Raw genomic sequence first — 17,925 nt, forward strand, 5'->3', positions numbered from 1 at the left:
TTGTAATGGCGGTTACCACACGGTAGCCGCTTTTTATGTTCATGATTCGTACTTATTTGAAAAGATCTTTGATCTCTGGTATGTTTTATCAAAAAAAGAGAGAGAGGCTTTATTATGGAGAAATATGGACCCGATCCGAATGCGCTCTATCCAAATGAACAGATCAAAAGCATCTGTTATATCAAAAATGTGATTACAAGAAACAATATTACGGTTGGCGATTATACGTATTATGATGATATAGACGGTGCGGAAAAGTTTGAGGAGCATGTGACTCATCACTATGATTTTATTGGGGATAAGCTTATTATTGGGAAATTCTGCGCGATTGCTAAAGGTATTGAATTTATCATGAATGGTGCGAACCATCGAATGAATTCCGTTACGACCTACCCTTTTAATATCATGTCTAATGGCTGGGAGCATGCGGTTCCAGAACTATCAGATCTACCCATAAAGGGAGATACGGTGATCGGCAACGATGTGTGGATTGGACAGAATGTTACGGTTATGCCGGGTATACATATTGGAAATGGAGCCGTCATCGCGGCCAATTCAACAGTTGTGAAAGATATCCCGGCTTATAGTGTCGCTGGAGGAAATCCATGTAAAGTAATTAGACAACGTTTTGATGACGAACTGATCGAATATTTAGAAGCGCTTAAGTGGTGGGATTGGGATGCCGAGCGAATCTTTAAGAATCTTGAAGCGTTATGCAGCAGTGATTTGAATAAAATCAAAGAAATTAAATGATATTGTGTAAGTTTCATAGAACGAGCTATAGTTTATCTTAAAGATATAAATAATAGCTGAGGGTATACTGACTGTATGAACTTCATATGAACCTTGCGGAGGGAAATTCTAATGAAGAAAGATGATGATAAGATCACCACGGAACTCACAGCAGAGAAGTTTCCATACAGTAAAGAGAACGAGGAGATGGTGACGCGGAATTTTTGGACAAAAACTAAAAAATTCGCAGGCAAGATCCCATTTACTAAAGATGCTATTGCGATGTATTATTGCGCAGTCGACGCAAAGACCCCTTTATGGGCAAAAGGAATTGCCTTCGGAGCGTTGGCTTATTTCATCTCCCCGATTGATGCGATACCGGATGCGATTCTCGGACTTGGATTTACGGATGATGCTGCAATTATTGCAGCAGGAATCAAAGCGATCTCAGGTCAGGTTACGGATGAACATAAGGAAAAGGCTGAAGCATTTTTTGAAAAATAGAAGGTGCAGCTTTGAGCTACACCGTAATATCCATACCTTCTGGACAGCTTTCTGCGGAAAGCTGTTTTGTTTTGTAAACCTCTCCCCAGTCTTTCATGAGTTTAATAATAGGGGTCAGCGTCTTGCCAAATTCAGTTAATGAGTATTCGACTTTCGGGGGAACCTGATGGTAGACCTCACGGTGAACAACTCCATCTTCTTCCAGCTCTCTAAGCTGCAAGGTTAACATGCGTTGAGTGATTCCTGGGCATATCCGTCGAAATTCGTTAAAGCGTTTCGTTCCATCCATTAAGTGATAGATGAGGATCCCCTTCCATTTTCCTCCTATAACATCGAGCGTAAATTCCACAGGGCAAGCTTCCTTATTGCTTTCTGGGTGATCTCCGAATCCACCTTTTCGATCACGCATAGCCGTTCAACTCCCATAGTATCATTTTGTATACTACATAACATTAATGTGCGTACTTTTAAAGAAGTGATATATATTCTAATATTATGCATGAGAACGGCAAACAGTCAAATGGGTCGTTGGTTCTAAGCAAACAAAAGGAGTGTTAAATATGGATACTTTATCATTAAACAAAAATGAAATCCTGTCTGCCTACCAATTCAGACATGCAACTAAAGAATTTGATAGTCATAAGAAAATTAGTGAGTCAGACTTTCAGTTTATTCTGGAAACAGGACGTCTGTCACCAAGTTCATTCGGATTTGAGCCTTGGCGTTTTGTCGTAGTACAAAGTCCGGAAATACGCGAGAAATTACGAACTCATGCCTGGGGAGCACAAAAGCAATTGCCAACTGCAAGTCACTTTGTATTGATTCTCTCCCGTCTTCCTAAAGATATGTCTGCTGATTCCGACTATATTAGAGGGATGATGGAGCATGTCCAGGCGCTGCCTCCAGAAGTGATGGAAGGGAAAGGTAATATGTACGATAAGTTCCTGAAGGTTGATTTCGGATTGATGGAGAATGAGCGGGCAATGTTCGAATGGAGCTGCCGGCAGACTTATATAGCCCTTGGTAATATGATGACATCAGCCGCTTTAATCGGAATCGATTCTTGCCCAATGGAAGGTTTCGATAAGGCGAAGCTAGAGCAGATTCTTACCGAAGAGGGGATTATGGAGGCCGAACATTTTGGAATCTCCTGCATGGTAGCCTTTGGATATCGTTTGAATGAACCGCGTGGAAAAACACGACAAAGCGCAGAGCAAGTCATTCAGTGGGTTTAAATAAGCTGGGATTTCAATTTAGAGCAGCATAACGAAAATAACTAACCTGTAAAGTCTCCGGCGTTCCGGAGATCATACAGGTTATTTTTGTTTAATTCTTACAAGATTCGAAAAGTAATTGAAATTTTCATGAAAACTCTGATACTCTTATTGAGGTGACCCATTTTAAGCTTTATCGAGTTAATTTAATAATGAAGGGATCCTGCATCATGAAAATCATTCGCATAATTATCCAAGTGTTCCTGCTTTATTTGTTCTACTTGGCTGGAGACTTCCTGCAAAAGCAGCTGCATCTTCCTGTTTCTGGGAGTATCGTCGGATTACTTCTGCTCTTTGTTTTATTGCTATTCAAGGTTGTACCAGTGAAGTGGATTGAAGAGGGTGCAACAACAATATTAGCTTATCTTCCGTTATTTTTTATTCCAGCGACGGCTGGGATCGTGAAGCATATGGATATTTTTAGTGGGAGAGGTTTGCTGTTAATCTTGATTCTTATCGTTAGCAGCGTGCTCACTATTGCAGTCGCAGCACATACCAGTCAATGGCTTTCAACCTTGAAAGACAAGAGTAAGGCGGGCTGGAACAGCAAGAGCTTAAGCGAAAAGGGGAAGGAAATATAATGTTTTTTATCGCGACAGGAATTGTCCTGCTTAATGTTGCAATTTATTTATTGATGTCCGTGGTATATAGACGTTTTCGGTTTCCTGTTCTTATTCCCGCGCTAACAGCCACAGCCCTTGTTGTAGCACTACTTCTATACTTTCATATTCCGTATGATACATATATGATAGGTGGTCAGTGGATTAATCAGCTACTGGGACCTGCTGTAGTGGCGCTAGCCTATCCATTATATAAACAACGTAATGTGTTAGTTGAGAATTTTCCGGCGATCCTAGGGGGCGCTATTGTAGGTTTGTTAATAGGGATGTTTAGTGGTTTGCTTTTGGCGGCAGGGCTAGGATTCTCTAAAATATATGTTTTGTCCATATTGCCAAAGTCGATCACCACACCTGTAGCGATACAGATCTCGAATGGTTTAGGCGGGGACTCCTCGCTAACCTCCGTATTTGTAATGATTGCCGGATTTACAGGTGCGATTGGCGGTCCTCTCATTATTAAGCTGTTTAAGATTCGAAGCGAAGTTGGGATTGGGATCGGGTTAGGAACGGGTTCTCATGCACTTGGAACTGCAAAGGCACTGGAATATGGAGAACAATCAGTTTCAATGAGCTCCGTAGCGATGACCGTCTGTGCTATTGTCGGTTCATGTATCGGTCCGGTGGTAGCTTGGATCATGTACCCTTAAATTCAATCATCATAACTATGTTTGCAAAACACTCCATCGGGTAACTATAACTAAGGAACAAATAAAGCAAAGCACCTGAGGAGGATTTCACATGTCAGATTATTCTCAAGATGAAGCGGAAATCCGCAACAAGGAAAATAAAGACGGCGATTCATTAGCTGAAATTAAGAAGATGGAGAATGGCGTGGACATCGAGCCAGAAGCAGACGATTGGGTAGCCAAGCCTGCAGAGTCCTCTCATCCTGATCCGCTTCCTAACGATTTAGACTAAATGATTCGGAAGACAGGCTGTCCTTCATCGGACAGTCTGTTTTTTCTTGAGATCGTTTTAGTAATTATTGTATAATGGAATCAAGTACAACCTCATCAGAGTATTTTATCCAAGTTCGTCGTTGCTTTTCGCTAATTCCACAGATCTCAGCCATTCTTGTTGCAGGGAGGAAATGAAATGCGTAGTCGGAACGAGAACAGCCGATATCGGCAAAAACGTGGCGAGGCTCTAGCAGGTAACTCTGAGAAAAAATATGGTTCAAACTTTGGCGTAAGAAGTGAGCTTACAATGGATACGTTAAAGAAACAATACGACGATCAGTCGCTGATCCCGGCTCAGAATCCTGAAGAACAACTTAAACCATAAGCGTGGAAGGCTAGAGAATCCACTTTACTCCTTATATTTTGTAATGAAGGCATAACCTATGGGTTATGTCTTTTTTGTTGCGCATATCTCCTGAAGGATTAAGGCATAATAGGGCCGGATGGATATTTAAGAAAATAATGACAACTAGGAGCGGTGTATAAATATGATGACTTCTATATTTTCTTCAAGCGGAGAACCTGCGATGGCAGTGGCGGGCCAATATTTCTTTTATTTTATGATCTACTCTTTTTTAGGCTGGGTATTGGAGGGTACATATAACTTATATAGTAATGGAAGCTTTCGCAAAGAAGGCTTTCTAAAAGGTCCTTTTAAACCAATGTATGGATTTGCACCACTGCTTCTACTGATTGCCAGAGACTTAACCCTACCTTTCCCAATTTTCCTCCTGCTTGCGTTAGTCGTTCCTTCAGCTGTTGAATATGTAAGTGGTAGGTTGCTGAAGACTGTCTTTCAAAAGCAATGGTGGGATTACTCAGGGATGTCTTATCAACTGCAAGGGCATATTTGCCTTCGATTCTCCCTATATTGGTGGGCGCTATCGGTAGCTTGTGTATTTGGGATTCAGCCGTTCATGGAGCTTTTATATTCACAAGTCCATAACGTTTGGGGAATTATTTATCCTTTCGTGGGACTCTATCTTATGGCTGATTTATTGTGGACTTGCTGGAGTCGGTATAGAAGTGAGAAGACCCCCCAATATCAAGATTAATGATGTCTATATGAACAACATAAGCATTCTTTTGTATATGAAGCACAAACATATCAGTTTTGTATAATGGTGATGTTCCGTGTCTGGATGCTCATTTCTTGAAGTGGTATGAGGAAGGACGTCTTGTCCAAAAATGGCTTTAAAGTGTTCGGCGAAGATCAACTAGATGATGTGGAAGTAATAATTGGAACTCATGTTACATAGTGTGTATAAGGGGAACGAAGCAGTGTCCTTGGGAGAGGAAATGCCGTCCGAAGAGCCATCCTTCATTTGGGATTGGAGGCGGACGCAGATGAGTATTGACCAGCTCATTTCATTGCTTGTTCTTGTCATCATGATCGTACAGCTTGCCGGCTACAAAGGGAAACATTAAGCTCAAAGTCTCACCTCATTGTAACTGCTTCCGGACCTCAGAAAGTATTGAGCCGTTCGGAAGCTTTTTTTGTTCTGCGCTAAGCATATTGCCGAATCTAAAGGATTCCATCACAGAGATGTCTAATATATACATAATGTGGATTTTTGGGAAGCCGGAGGAAAATGGATGATGTTCTATAAAACAGTGTGAGAGGGTGGATGAATAACGTGCCGATGTCTGAGTATTATCAGGAGATCCGAGGAAAAGTGGGTTCAGAGTTATTAATGATGCCTTCCGTAGCTGCAGTAATAAGAAATAAAGAAGATGAAATTCTGTTTATTCGAAAACCTGAAGAGTCTTTGTGGGGATTGCCAGCAGGCGCCATCGAGCCAGGGGAACGACCGGGAAGAACTTTGCGCAGAGAAGTATATGAAGAGACTGGATTAATGGTGCATCCTACTACCATTCTTGGGGTTTTTGGCGGAGGGAAATATAGATACGAATATAACAATGGAGATCAGGTGGAATATACAGTCATCGTATTTGAGTGTTCTATCATCCGTGGAACGCTGAGAGCAATGGATGGAGAAGTCGAAGAATTTAAGTTCTTTAAAGAGAGTGAGCTGCCCGAGATGGCCATTCCCTATCCAGTGGAGATTTTCAAGAAAGACCGCGAAGTGACAAAGACGATATTTGAATGAGCTGGAGAGGAGTAATTCATGAAGACTTTTATTTATATGATTAGACACGCCGTATCACCTTTTGTGCTTGGGGATGAGAGAGAACGAGGATTATCTGATAAAGGTCATGAGGACGCATTTAGAATTAAAGAACTGTTGGCGGAGGAAGAGATCACACATTTTGTCTCCAGTCCTTATAGACGAGCGATAGATACCATTAAATATTTGGCTGAAGCTTCGGAGCATGAAATTGAGTTGTATGAGGAATTTAGAGAAAGAGCCATAGCAAGCATGGAGATCGAGATCAGTGAACAAGAATTTCTTCAGGCGATCCGGACATCATTCACAGACTTACAATATAAAATGCCGAATGGAGAGAGTACTCAGGAAGCGCAAGAGCGTGCGATCCCCATCATGAAGCAATTGATCCAGCAAAATAAAGGCGGCAAAATTGCACTAGGTACCCACGGGAATATCATGACCATTATCCTGAATTACTTCAATAAAGAGTATGGTTATGAGTTCTTTGAGCAGACTTCGAAACCAGATATTTATAGGCTGGAATTTGATGAATTAGAGCTTACTAGTGTGGAACGAATGTGGAACCCCGAAGTACTGAGTAAATGAAATATTTTATTAAGCTTAATTCGTTAAGCGTACTTTATGCCTTTATGTTGTTTGTCGTAATAGAGCTACTAGTGAATATTTATCGTATTAGTAGAATTTCTGGCTTGGAGCTGGATAAAGTAAATAACTTAGAGCTTATCTTCATATTTGTGTTATTTATATTTTGTTCTATTGGTTTGTTTGGATGACAAAAAAATATTTGAACGGTAAAAAATCCAAGTATTTCACTACGATCCTGTGGTATCCATATTTGATTCTGTTCATTAATTTATTCGCAGCATGGTTCCCGATTACAGAAGCTGCGGATAAACCAGTACCAGTAACAGGGTTAATCATAATAGGGGCCATGATTATTTATCCATTTTATATCGTGATGATAAATATTATAGCAAGCATAAACTTCAAGTCAGACGCAGGATAGAGGATGGAAATGAGAGTCAAGGCTTTAAAAGAAAGAGTTATTTATGGATGCATCTGCCTAATTGTTATTGTACTGGGGTTATGCTCTAGAGCATTCTCGGAACAGCTACCCTTGTTTGTAACGAGACATTTTGGAGACGCGCTGTGGGGCAGTATGGTTTACTTTATGTTTCGCGTTCTGCTAGTGAACCGGAAGCTGTGGATCGCTTTTATGTGGAGCCTGATGTTTAGCTTCGGTATAGAATTCAGCCAACTGTATCAAGCAGAGTGGATCAACAGCATCCGTGCTACCGTACCCGGCGGGTTGATTCTCGGAAAGGGATTCCTATGGATTGACCTTGTACGATATACCGTTGGAATTACGCTTTCTTACGGACTGGATCAATACTTTCGCTCAAAACTGCACCGAATAGATAAATAGTTCTCAATGGAGATGAACCTACAAATGGTAAATAGCTTGATTGTAGTATGCTTGCTTACAATGATTATTCATACAGCAGAAACGTTATCTTATTCGGTAAGATACGCCGGGGTGAAGCTGAACAAGATAGCTATTGCTTTGTCTTTGACAGGCATTATTGTTCTCGTGTCAAGAACTGCAAACATGATTCAAGCTCCACTGACGGCTAAATTCGTAGATTATGCCAAAATACATTCTGATTTCCCACTACTTAATTACCTGAGAATTATATTATTAGCTTCTTCATTAGGGACATTAATAGCCATTGCTATTTTTCCAACCTTCGTAGGCTTGTTTGGGAGAATCATCTCAAAGCTTGAAATCGAGGGTTCTATTCCCAAGCTGCTTACGAGCGTAACGATCGGGCAGTTAAAAAATACTAGAAAATACATAAGAAAACCAAAAGTGAATCTATATAACTTCAGATACTTGGGGATTCCTAAACGTTTTATTGTTATGAATGTTTTTGTTACAGCCTTTTACACCGTAGGGGTCATTTCATCTTTGTATGCTGCTCATCTAATGCCTCAATATAGCACGACTGCTTCTCAAGCCTCTGGATTGATTAATGGAATGGCGACTATACTGCTGACCATATTTATCGACCCACAGCTTGGTCTTATTACCCATAAAGCCACTGAAAATGTAGAATACCGTGATCAGCTAGGAAAAATATATGTGGTATTGATGGGTTCACGATTTCTAGGTACTATATTTGCTCAGCTCCTGATTGTGCCCGCAGCCCAACTAATTAGTATATTAGTGAAGCTGATATGAGCCGGTGGGAGCGAATCATTATGGAAGCTTAGACTCTGCAGATCGTAGAGCTAGGGAGATCTTCTGCTCCCAGCTGTAAATATTTTGATGCATGTCATGAATTCGTTTCATTTGCTCAAAGGATGCTTTCATTTTTATTGCTGCCGTAATCGCATCCCCTTGTTTTACAGCCGATTTATATTGTTTATCTGCTTCTGAACGAACTTTCTGTGCTATAGCGATATTCTTGTTCTCGGCGGTGATTTGCTTCTTCAAAGCTGTGATCGGGGCCAGAGCATCTTTGACAGGCTTGATCTTGGCAGCGGTTTGCTTGCGGGCAGTTGCCAATGCGTCTGTCTTCGCCTTCATTTCAGTGCGAGCGAGTGTTACCGCAGCTTTGAGTTTATTGCGTCTTAGATCCAGGAGAGTGGCTGTCTTAAAATCCTTAGCTTTCTTGGCTGCGGTAGACTGCTTACTGAGTGTGCTGTATTGTTCCAGCAGGGGAGCATGTTTCTTCTGAGCTGACGTAGCTTCAGATGATAAACGACTCAGCAGAACCTTATCTGTTGACTCTATGACAGAATGAATAGATTTCAGTGTTTCATTATTCTGCTTACGTAACATTTGAATTTTTGAGCTATAGGACTTGAGGGCTACTTGAAGTGAGGTATAATTAGCATGGAGACCGTTAATGTCATCTAAGGCTGACTCCCAATCTGTACCTGCTGAAGCTAATGTTAGGTTGATGTTGAGGAGGGCTACTACTAGGATGAATTGGACAAACCGCTTTAAATAACTAAAATTGTGAATAAACATTCATTTCAGCTCCTTAATTAGTCTATGCGCGCAAAAAAGCACCTCCAAGATAGGCATGAATGCCTATCTTGCGAGGTGCTTCTCTCGCAGAAATATAAATGATACACTTACTATAACTTGAAATTAATGGATAGTCAATCTGAAAAAGAACATTTGTTTGCTTTTTGGAATAATGAAACATAAGGAGAGTCAAAGATGAATTCACATCTAGATCGAATGCATGATCGAGTGGCCTTAATAACCGGAACCTCTAGTGGATTTGGACTGCTCACAGCCTTGAAACTGGCTGGACAGGGATTCAAAGTTGTAGCAACCATGCGCGATTTGAGTCGTAAAGGCGCGCTTGAGCAGCAGGCAGAGCAAGCAGGACTCTTAAAGCAGCTTCATTTTATGACTATGGATGTTACCGATAGTGAGTCTATACAGGCGACTATATCCTCAGTACACGAAACATTCGGAAGAATTGATGTTTTGGTAAATAATGCAGGCTTTGCTATAGGTGGCTTCATAGAAGAGCTACGTATGGAGGAATGGCGCCAGCAAATGGAGACGAATTTTTTCGGATTAGTCGCGGTGACAAAGGCTGTGCTGCCAGTTATGCGAGAACAGAAAAGTGGTACGATTATTAACGTGGGGAGTATAAGCGGGTTGTCCGGGTTTCCGGGGTATGCTCCATATGCAGCTTCCAAATTTGCAGTAGAAGGATTCAGTGAAAGTCTGCGTCATGAAATGTCTCCTTATGGAATACGTGTAGTATTAATTGAACCTGGCTCATTCCGTACTCCGATTTGGGGAAAAGGAATGGAACAAATTCGTCCAGCCGAGGATTCTCCTTATAGAGATCGTCTGGATGCTGTGCTACGATATTCCAAGCATACCGCTGAAACTGCACCTGATCCAAAGCAAGTGGCAGATCTCATCGGTCGAATTACTGAAATGAAGTCACCAAGGCTTCGGTATCCTATCGGCAAAGGCACCCGGATCTTGATCTTAGGCAAAACGCTGCTCCCGTGGAAATGGCTGGAGAGAATGATTGCGAAAGAATTGAGGTGATGGAATGGAGCAATCCATAAACTTAACAATCATTAAACTTATTGGATATGTATCCAGTTTGATGACCGTTTTTTTATGGTTTATATTTATATTCATTAATCCGTATGCTGAGGTTACGAATCAATCCAGTATTATAATAAGTATGGTAATGCTGGTGTTGCCTGCCGGATTACTTGCGATAGGTATCTCTTTAGATAGAAGTCCTCTCATGCTTCTCGCCTTTATTTGGAGTTTTCCATACAGTATATATATGTTTTTAACGCCGGGAATCTTCAGGTTGTTCGGGATTACAAGCTTAATGTATTTATTGTGTTTTGCGTTATTTAGAATCATCAAGATCAGATTTTGAATAGAATTGAGGTGTGTCGATGCTAGATTCGTCAGGACTACATATTTGCTTCGATCCAGCAGGCCGTGAAATTGAAATCCTTGATGTTACTCCAGTGGGTAAAGATAAATACCGTATCGAAGAGACACCGATTTTTAATCCAAGTGTTACAATGGGTGATATTATACGGGTGAAAGAAGAACTAGGGATCTATTACTATCAGGAAACGGTACAGAAATCTCATTTCAAAAGGTACGCTTGGCTCCTCAGTAAAGAGGCTGTTGATTCAACAGCCATTTCTGCTTTTAAACAACGGATCACAGAGAATGATGGGAAATGTGAACAGATCTTTGGCGGTTTGTTGGTCATTCATATTCCTAAGAATACATTGATCGATGTGGATGGGGAAATGAATCGCATTATTGAGCGGTTTTAGAAGTGTGGGTACGTAAATATTAACGAGTGTGAATAAGAAAAAAAAGCTGCGGCATGAAATGCAAGGAAGCTTGCACATGATGCAGCAGCACGGAGAATAGGTGAAACGCGGTTTAGACAATCTGAGCGATACAATCTATATTATTTTATTTCTTTCATAAATGTCTTGAAATTTTCTGCGATTTCTTTTGATTTGGTATGGTGCAGATAATGACCTGCATCAAGTTTTACCAATTTTCCTTGTACGGAGTTTTTGACTTGCTCTTCATGCAATGATATCCAATCTTTTAAGAGAGTATCATCCCCTTGTACAAAGAGCAAAAGAGGAAGATCTTTTGGAAAAGTTGAATTTAGAGCCCCTTTATAATTAGAAGCCATATGTCCCATTTCATTTAAGTGAGTGTAATTATAAGTGTTTCTAAGCGTAAACAATCTCAATTGTTCTTTAGTTTCTTCATCAAACGGCAATCCAGCATAGGGATTTCCACTAGATTTCAATACCAATCTGCCCAAGCCCGATGATCTAAGTAGTTTTAATTTTCCTGTTGGTATTTTAACATCTATTCTGTCTTCCGTTGCAATACTGTTATCAATCCCGACAAATGCACTCACTTCGTTTGGATATTTGTTCACATAATTCAAACTGTACATACCGGAAATAGAGTGTGCCATTAGAATATAACGGTCAATATTAAGCTGTTTTACAGCTTCATGAATTTCACTTACAATATTTTCCGTGGTTCGTTCTTTTTCAGTTCTATCACTTAATCCATAACCGAAAGGCTCAATCGCGACAACTTTGTAAAATGGGGATAGTTCATCTATTAACAGCTTAAAATCAAGTCCCGGTGCCACCGTTCCATAACCAGGTAAGAGCACGACTGTCTCTTCGCCATTTCCTTGAATCAAAACATTCATTTTTTTACCATCGACGCTTACAGACTGACCATAGGGTTTTATTTTAGCTTGGTCCGATTTATTTAAGAAAATATTAGCTACAAAAACAGTCACTAGAAAAAGTACTATTGCAGTAGCTAAAGCCCCTAAGGATATAAGTATAATTTTAAGCGGTTTATTCATCTTTTTTTTAATAACCTCTTCTTCTGGTTTCACTTGCATCTTCTCCTGTTCTAATCGGTTTATTCTAGCTATCTTAATGAGTTGCTAAAGGAAGCTTACCCCATGAAGGTGAACCCTACATGACGACAATATGAACTGAATATGAACGAGCGTAAAAAGCTTCTGCACCGATCAAAGTGTCTATAAAATGAATATGAGGTGAGCAATTATGTTGAAATTTATCAAACAATATTTGCCAAGTGTTGCTATTGCAGTGGTCCTATCTTTGTTTGTAAGAACTTATGTTGCTGAAGCCATGAGGGTTCCTACTGGCTCTATGATTCCTACAATTGAAATTAATGACCGTCTAATCGTGGAAAAAATGTTATGGATGACGACACTCGATCATGGAGATATCGTCGTGTTTACGCCCCCGGTAGCGGGTGATGAGCATAAAAGATATGTAAAGCGGTTGATAGGGTTGCCAGGTGATACCATTGAAATTAAAGATGGAGCCCTTTACAGAAATGGAACGGAGATCAATGAACCCTATCTTAATGAGCGGATGGACTATACTTTTGGGCCCGTTACAGTTCCGGCGGATCATTACTTTTTTCTCGGAGATAACCGGAATATAAGCAATGATGCTCATCTCTGGGCTACTCCTTTTGTAGCGAAGGATCAGTTGATCGGAAAAGTGATAGCGGACTTTAGTATTCCTTTTTAGGTGATGTAGCGGGGGTCTTTTGAACTAATTGTGAGTGTTAATGAGACTTTAACCATATTGTGACTTTGGAATAATTTAGCTATCCTTAAGGTAAAATATACCTATTGATAGGAAGGGTGCAGAATTTTGAAAGCTCATGTCACGGATCTCAAACATGGCGATTGTCTTATGTTGGACACTTTTAATAGTGTTGGTTTACACGTGCTCCCAAAAGGGACAATTGTTTACCAAGAAGAAATCACCCTCCTGATGAGACATCGTATCGATTATGTTGATATTGAACCTCGCAGCATTGCGATGGATAATGAGGGAACGAATCTGGAACAAAGCCTAAATGGAAACTTTGATCTAGCGATCCAAAACTATGAATCTATTTTTCTAGAGGCACTCAGCAATGGCAGTTTCACGCAGTCAGATGTAGATCTTACGTTGCAGCCCTTGCTGGAAAAAATGGATGAACATAAGGATGTAGTTTCCTTATTGCTGTTGCTTGAACGGGAAGACGTTGGTACATACAATCATTCATTACAGGTCGGACTGCTATCCTTTTACATAGCGACTTGGTTAGGTTATACCAAAGAAGAACGCTACGAGATTAGCCGGGCAGGGTATTTACACGACATAGGAAAAAGTCAGATCGACCCCTCTATCTTAAATAAGACGGGGATCTTAACCCCTGAAGAAACTGAAGAACTAAAGCGTCACACTTCGTATGGATACGATATTATTCTTAAATCTATGAATGACGAGAAGACCGCTCTGGTGGCGCTTCAGCATCATGAATTCGAGGATGGGACCGGTTATCCTAATATGCTTCGTAAGGCGGACCTGCACCCGTATACACTGATTGTGGCTGTTGCTAATGCCTATGTTGGGATGACCTCTGCAAGAGTGAATCAACCCAAACAAGGGCTGATAACCGTTCTGCGCAAGGTGCATGAGCTGGGCTTTGGAAAGCTGAATGGAAATGCGGTACAAGCTTTGATTGGACATTTACTGCCGAACTTTGTAGGTAAAAGTGTTCAGCTTAGCAACGGAGAGCAAGGTACGATTATTATGAACAATCCTTTGGATATTTTTAAACCGTTAGTGAAAGTAGATGAATCTACGTTTAGGGATTTATCCAAGGAGCGAAATTTGACCGTTGAGGAAGTATTTATTTAATAAATATTTTCGTTACGAAAATAAAGGGAAGGCTATCCACTCGATCACTAAGATCGTGGGGTAGCCTTTTTTAAATGCCGATTGTAGCCCTTTTCCTACTTCTCCTTAGGAATTAAAGCGTTTAACTAATTTTTCCTTATGTGCAGTAAATGCCTCTTCTAAAGTGATACCATACAAATCGGCTAACAAGGCTATATTTCCTAGCACATCACCAATTTCCTCAATCAAGTCGTGTTTCAGTTGCTCTGGTGGAGGGGTAGTTTCATCTGGGCGATCTCTTCCGATTTCATAGGAGCGTACTGCCCGTGCAACCTCACCGGTCTCTTCCATAAGAAATCCAACCCGTATAAAAGGACCATAATCGGTCCAGCCTCTTTGTCCATAATAACTTTTAATCCATTTCTGCACTTCATTGATCTCCATATTATGTAGCACTCCTTAATCTTTTATATGATTTATTCTCCAACATATAGTATATTAGATGTCGGATATTATCAATATATAGTTTGGGGATGAGGATTTGAAATCAATTTGTGTTTTTGCAGGGTCGAATTTAGGGGTGCATGAGGAATATAAAGCTAAAGCTGTTGAACTTGGTAACAATATGGCTATGAACGATTATCGCTTAATTTACGGGGGGTCAAGAATTGGATTAATGGGTGAAGTCGCTAATGCTGTCTTGAACGGTGGAGGTGAGGTGATCGGAGTTATGCCTAGGGGATTGTTTAATGGAGAGATGGTACATAGAGAATTAACACAGCTGATAGAAGTGGACGATATGCATGGACGAAAAGCAAAAATGGGGGAGCTGGCAGATGGCTTTATTGCTTTACCCGGCGGTTTTGGGACGTATGAAGAGCTGTTTGAGGTTTTGTGCTGGTCACAAATCGGTATACATAAGAAACCGGTAGGGGTTTTAAATATCAAAAATTATTTTGATCCTCTGATGAATCTGATTCAACACAGCATTAACGAGGGATTTTCTAACGCTTCACATCTTAGCTTGTTAAATATAGACCAAGAACCCTCGGAACTATTAAAAAAACTAGAAAGCTATGTCCCTCAAACGTTGGAACAAAAGTGGAAACAGCTTAACTAGAGAACAGTTACTGTAACAGATGGAAGGGCTGCCGAGAGGGAGCTCTTTTTCTGCTAATCATTTGTTGTGGTAGAATATGGGTAGGTGAATACCCCATTTGAAATATGGGATTTGCTGAATTTGAATTTCACTAGTGGATTGGCTATGATAAATATAGAGAAAAGCTACAAGAGGAGAAATGGATAATGACCCCCGAGAATCAAATCGAACAATTTAAGAAGCTTAAGCACGAGATCACCCGATTTATGTTGATTTATAAATTTGCACTTGATGAGATGGAGACGAAGATTGAGATCCTCAAACAGGAGTTTCAGTCTCTTCACGATTACAGTCCTATTGAACATACCAAATCGAGAATCAAGTCTCCCGAGAGTATTATGAACAAAATGCTCCGCAAAAATGGAGAATTATCTCTAGATTCTGTGAGAAATTGTATTAAAGACATTGCAGGTCTACGAATTACCTGCTCTTTTATCTCAGATATTTATCATGTAAGTGAAATGCTTCAGAAGCAGGACGACTTAACGGTTCTTGAAGTGAAGGATTATATTAAGAATCCCAAGCCTAACGGTTATCAAAGTTTGCATTTGCTGATTCAGGTACCTGTTTTTATGTCAGATCGTCAGGAGTTAGTGTGCGTTGAGGTACAAATTCGTACCATTGCTATGGATTTCTGGGCAAGTCTCGAACATAAAATTTTCTATAAATATAATAAGTCAGTACCAGAGAGTATGACGCGTGAATTGAAAAATGCAGCGGATGCCGCTCATGCACTTGATCTGCAAATGGAGCGACTGCATCGGGACATTAAGGAAATCAAAGACGACGATGAAGATGATGATCTTAGTTCCTTTGAGGAGCTTCGCCGTATAGTGATTCACAATCAGCAATTCACACTTCCGGCTAACTTTATTAAGCTGCTTGGAGACAAATAAGCTGATCACATCACCTAGAGTTACCGTTTCTGGTTAACTCTAGGTTTTTTTATTGTAGTTATCATTGCCACGTACAACTAGAATAGAGTATTCTCAACTTGAAAGAGAGACTTGTAATCATTGGCTTCATCAAATTGATATGAAGGAGAATGAAGATGAGTGAGCGTAGACTCCGAACCATCACTGTAAATCAAATCGGATATCCGGTGGGTGGAGAAAAGATTGCAGTGTTTACTGGTGCAGAACATGACTTTCAGGTTGTTGATGTTGATCATGGAAATGTTATATTTGAAGGGCAGACAAGTGCTCCCAGATTTGATGAGGCAAGCGGAGTAACTGTACATACAGGTGATTTTTCTGAGGTTCATGCAGTGGGCAGATACCGGATTGAGCAAGGTGAGGGGATAGCTTCGGCATCATTTATTATTTCAGATAAACCTTATCACGAGCTTCAACAGGGCTTGCTGAAGGCCTTTTATTATTATCGTTGCGGGGTTGAGTTAACTGAAGAGTATGCTGGTGAATGGAAGCATAAGGCATGTCATACAGCAGAGGGTATTGTGTATGGTGAAACCGAGCGTAGGCTAGATTGTTCTGGGGGCTGGCATGATGCAGGTGATTATGGCAAATACAGCGGACCTGGAGCCAAGGCCATCGCTGATCTATTCCTAGCGTATGAGTTATATCCTTCTGCTTTTGTAAGCGCTATCCCGATTCCTGAAAGTGGGGGGATAACTCCAGATGTACTGCTGGAATGCAAAGTGGAGCTGGATTGGTTGTTCAAAATGCAAGACTATAGAACAGGTGGAGTGTATCATAAACTGACTACACTGAGCTTTCCCGGCTTGGATGTAATGCCAGAGGCTGATACAGCAGATCTATATTTCTCACCGGTGTCATCCACCGCCACTGGCGATTTTGCTGGAGTCATGGCCATGGCAGCACGGATATATGAGCCCTTTGACTCAGCCTATGCGAAGAAATGTCTGGATGCCGCAACATTAGCTTGGGAATGGCTTGTTCAACATCCAGATGCACCAGGGTTTATAAATCCGCCAGAAATCAGCACCGGGGAATATGGAGATGGGAACGACAAGGATGAGCGGTATTGGGCAGCTGCGGAGCTCTATCGTACGACGGGGAAAGAAGAATACCATCATGCTGTTATGCAGCTGGTGGAATTATCTTTTCCAAAATACAGTCTAGGCTGGGCGGATATGGGGGGCTATGGCACACTTGCCTATCTGTTAAATGGTGAAGATCTGTCAGACCGTGCTTTATATGCTTCCTTAAGAGAAGGACTTCTAGCAGAAGCGGATCGGTTAGTGGAACAGAGTCGTGGGGATGGTTATAGGATCTCCTTAAAAGAGGACGACTATATTTGGGGAAGCAACATGCTCGTAATGAACAATGCTATGCTGCTAGTTGTGGCTGAATATTTTAGTGACGATATGAGCTTTGCGGACTGTGCGCTAGATCATTTGCACTATCTGATGGGTCGCAATGTACTGGATATCAGTTATGTTACCGGATTTGGCGATCATCCAGTGATGCATCCGCATCATCGTCCATCTGTTGGTGACCATGTGGCTGATCCTGTGCCGGGCCTTGTATCTGGGGGGCCAGATCGTGGGCTTCATGATGAATATGTTGTAGAGCATTTACAAGGGAAACCTGCTGCTCAGTGCTTTGCAGATCATGAGCTTAGTTATTCTACGAATGAGGTAACGATCTATTGGAATTCCCCAGCAGTGTTCGTTACGGCTCGATTTAATCAATAAATTAATTAATATTAGGGAAAGGCGTGTCTCATGGGGGAGATGCCTTTCTCTTTTTTTATGCAGCTAAAATGCTATAATACGAAATG

25 protein-coding genes are annotated in these 17,925 nt (G+C 40.9%); 21 read left to right on the plus strand and 4 right to left on the minus strand.

Annotated features, from left to right (window positions below; translation table 11 throughout):
- The first annotated feature begins 114 nt into the window (after window positions 1-114).
- Together MHB64_RS11645 and MHB64_RS11650 are read left to right on the plus strand one after the other, a co-directional pair.
- Complete coding sequence (locus MHB64_RS11645; protein ID WP_094870142.1) at window positions 115-753, plus strand: Vat family streptogramin A O-acetyltransferase; 639 nt, start codon at window positions 115-117, stop codon at window positions 751-753.
- A gap of 111 nt (window positions 754-864) precedes the next feature.
- Window positions 865-1,236 carry a YkvA family protein gene (locus MHB64_RS11650; protein ID WP_094870141.1) on the plus strand — a complete coding sequence of 124 codons (372 nt, stop codon included), beginning with the start codon at window positions 865-867 and terminating at the stop codon, window positions 1,234-1,236.
- Between the two features lie 16 nt (window positions 1,237-1,252).
- On the opposite strand, the gene MHB64_RS11655 is transcribed toward MHB64_RS11650, so the two are convergent.
- On the minus strand, window positions 1,253-1,645 hold the full coding sequence (locus MHB64_RS11655) for a winged helix-turn-helix transcriptional regulator (protein WP_094870140.1): 393 nt from the start codon (window positions 1,643-1,645) through the stop codon (window positions 1,253-1,255).
- Between the two features lie 151 nt (window positions 1,646-1,796).
- On the opposite strand from MHB64_RS11655, the gene MHB64_RS11660 reads away from it, so the two are divergent.
- The 12 genes from MHB64_RS11660 (at window position 1,797) to MHB64_RS11715 (ending at window position 8,463) form a co-directional block, all read left to right on the plus strand.
- Window positions 1,797-2,471, plus strand: a complete 675-nt coding sequence (locus MHB64_RS11660) for an NAD(P)H-dependent oxidoreductase (protein WP_094870139.1) — start codon at window positions 1,797-1,799, stop codon at window positions 2,469-2,471.
- Between the two features lie 209 nt (window positions 2,472-2,680).
- The gene (locus tag MHB64_RS11665; RefSeq protein WP_094870138.1) at window positions 2,681-3,091 is read left to right on the plus strand and encodes a CidA/LrgA family holin-like protein; all 411 of its coding nucleotides are present in this window, start codon (window positions 2,681-2,683) and stop codon (window positions 3,089-3,091) included.
- The gene (locus MHB64_RS11670) at window positions 3,091-3,777 is read left to right on the plus strand and encodes an LrgB family protein (protein ID WP_094870137.1); all 687 of its coding nucleotides are present in this window, start codon (window positions 3,091-3,093) and stop codon (window positions 3,775-3,777) included. Before MHB64_RS11665 ends, MHB64_RS11670 begins: the two co-directional genes overlap by 1 nt.
- Window positions 3,778-3,868: 91 nt before the next feature.
- Complete coding sequence (locus tag MHB64_RS11675) at window positions 3,869-4,048, plus strand: hypothetical protein (protein ID WP_042126589.1); 180 nt, start codon at window positions 3,869-3,871, stop codon at window positions 4,046-4,048.
- A gap of 177 nt (window positions 4,049-4,225) precedes the next feature.
- A complete protein-coding gene (locus MHB64_RS11680; RefSeq protein WP_094870136.1) occupies window positions 4,226-4,414 on the plus strand; it encodes a hypothetical protein in 189 nt (62 codons plus the stop codon).
- A 163-nt stretch (window positions 4,415-4,577) separates the two neighbouring features.
- Complete coding sequence (locus tag MHB64_RS11685) at window positions 4,578-5,144, plus strand: putative ABC transporter permease (protein WP_280788997.1); 567 nt, start codon at window positions 4,578-4,580, stop codon at window positions 5,142-5,144.
- Between the two features lie 226 nt (window positions 5,145-5,370).
- Window positions 5,371-5,517: a hypothetical protein gene (locus MHB64_RS11690; protein ID WP_156113097.1), complete on the plus strand. Its 147-nt coding sequence runs from the start codon at window positions 5,371-5,373 to the stop codon at window positions 5,515-5,517.
- 209 nt (window positions 5,518-5,726) lie between these two features.
- Window positions 5,727-6,200: an NUDIX domain-containing protein gene (locus MHB64_RS11695; RefSeq protein ID WP_094870182.1), complete on the plus strand. Its 474-nt coding sequence runs from the start codon at window positions 5,727-5,729 to the stop codon at window positions 6,198-6,200.
- Between the two features lie 18 nt (window positions 6,201-6,218).
- Window positions 6,219-6,806 (plus strand): histidine phosphatase family protein, encoded by a 588-nt coding sequence (locus MHB64_RS11700; RefSeq protein ID WP_341134467.1) that lies wholly within the window; start codon window positions 6,219-6,221, stop codon window positions 6,804-6,806.
- A 184-nt stretch (window positions 6,807-6,990) separates the two neighbouring features.
- Entirely contained in the window at window positions 6,991-7,227 is a 237-nt protein-coding gene (locus MHB64_RS11705; RefSeq protein WP_280788995.1) for a hypothetical protein, read from the plus strand.
- Between the two features lie 3 nt (window positions 7,228-7,230).
- Window positions 7,231-7,647 carry a ribosomal maturation YjgA family protein gene (locus MHB64_RS11710; protein ID WP_094870133.1) on the plus strand — a complete coding sequence of 139 codons (417 nt, stop codon included), beginning with the start codon at window positions 7,231-7,233 and terminating at the stop codon, window positions 7,645-7,647.
- A gap of 24 nt (window positions 7,648-7,671) precedes the next feature.
- Window positions 7,672-8,463, plus strand: coding sequence for a lipid II flippase Amj family protein (locus MHB64_RS11715; RefSeq protein ID WP_094870132.1), 792 nt, complete (start codon window positions 7,672-7,674; stop codon window positions 8,461-8,463).
- An 18-nt stretch (window positions 8,464-8,481) separates the two neighbouring features.
- Here the strand turns inward: MHB64_RS11715 and MHB64_RS11720 are convergent, their stop codons facing one another.
- Entirely contained in the window at window positions 8,482-9,258 is a 777-nt protein-coding gene (locus tag MHB64_RS11720) for a hypothetical protein (protein ID WP_094875126.1), read from the minus strand.
- A gap of 195 nt (window positions 9,259-9,453) precedes the next feature.
- On the opposite strand from MHB64_RS11720, the gene MHB64_RS11725 reads away from it, so the two are divergent.
- Window positions 9,454-10,311 carry an SDR family oxidoreductase gene (locus tag MHB64_RS11725; protein WP_094875127.1) on the plus strand — a complete coding sequence of 286 codons (858 nt, stop codon included), beginning with the start codon at window positions 9,454-9,456 and terminating at the stop codon, window positions 10,309-10,311.
- 368 nt (window positions 10,312-10,679) lie between these two features.
- Window positions 10,680-11,075 (plus strand): DUF4265 domain-containing protein, encoded by a 396-nt coding sequence (locus tag MHB64_RS11730; protein ID WP_094870128.1) that lies wholly within the window; start codon window positions 10,680-10,682, stop codon window positions 11,073-11,075.
- A 140-nt stretch (window positions 11,076-11,215) separates the two neighbouring features.
- On the opposite strand, the gene MHB64_RS11735 is transcribed toward MHB64_RS11730, so the two are convergent.
- Window positions 11,216-12,193 (minus strand): alpha/beta hydrolase, encoded by a 978-nt coding sequence (locus MHB64_RS11735; protein ID WP_341134468.1) that lies wholly within the window; start codon window positions 12,191-12,193, stop codon window positions 11,216-11,218.
- A gap of 169 nt (window positions 12,194-12,362) precedes the next feature.
- Between MHB64_RS11735 and lepB the strand changes: the two genes are divergently transcribed.
- Entirely contained in the window at window positions 12,363-12,860 is a 498-nt protein-coding gene (lepB, locus tag MHB64_RS11740; RefSeq protein WP_094875130.1) for a signal peptidase I, read from the plus strand.
- Between the two features lie 126 nt (window positions 12,861-12,986).
- Complete coding sequence (locus MHB64_RS11745) at window positions 12,987-14,024, plus strand: HD-GYP domain-containing protein (RefSeq protein ID WP_341134469.1); 1,038 nt, start codon at window positions 12,987-12,989, stop codon at window positions 14,022-14,024.
- A gap of 105 nt (window positions 14,025-14,129) precedes the next feature.
- Here MHB64_RS11745 and MHB64_RS11750 read toward each other — a convergent pair whose 3' ends face one another.
- On the minus strand, window positions 14,130-14,447 hold the full coding sequence (locus tag MHB64_RS11750) for a MazG-like family protein (RefSeq protein ID WP_341134470.1): 318 nt from the start codon (window positions 14,445-14,447) through the stop codon (window positions 14,130-14,132).
- A 97-nt stretch (window positions 14,448-14,544) separates the two neighbouring features.
- Here MHB64_RS11750 and MHB64_RS11755 point away from each other — a divergent pair, with 97 nt between their 5' ends.
- The 3 genes from MHB64_RS11755 (at window position 14,545) to MHB64_RS11765 (ending at window position 17,839) form a co-directional block, all read left to right on the plus strand.
- The gene (locus tag MHB64_RS11755) at window positions 14,545-15,123 is read left to right on the plus strand and encodes an LOG family protein (protein WP_341134471.1); all 579 of its coding nucleotides are present in this window, start codon (window positions 14,545-14,547) and stop codon (window positions 15,121-15,123) included.
- A gap of 185 nt (window positions 15,124-15,308) precedes the next feature.
- Window positions 15,309-16,058, plus strand: coding sequence for a GTP pyrophosphokinase (locus MHB64_RS11760; RefSeq protein WP_042187155.1), 750 nt, complete (start codon window positions 15,309-15,311; stop codon window positions 16,056-16,058).
- A 155-nt stretch (window positions 16,059-16,213) separates the two neighbouring features.
- Window positions 16,214-17,839, plus strand: a complete 1,626-nt coding sequence (locus tag MHB64_RS11765) for a glycoside hydrolase family 9 protein (protein WP_341134472.1) — start codon at window positions 16,214-16,216, stop codon at window positions 17,837-17,839.
- Window positions 17,840-17,925 lie beyond the last annotated feature (86 nt).

The sequence above is a fragment of the Paenibacillus sp. FSL K6-2859 genome (genome assembly GCF_038008265.1).
In the GTDB taxonomy this organism is placed as follows: Bacteria; Bacillota; Bacilli; order Paenibacillales; family Paenibacillaceae; genus Paenibacillus_AQ; species Paenibacillus_AQ nitricinens.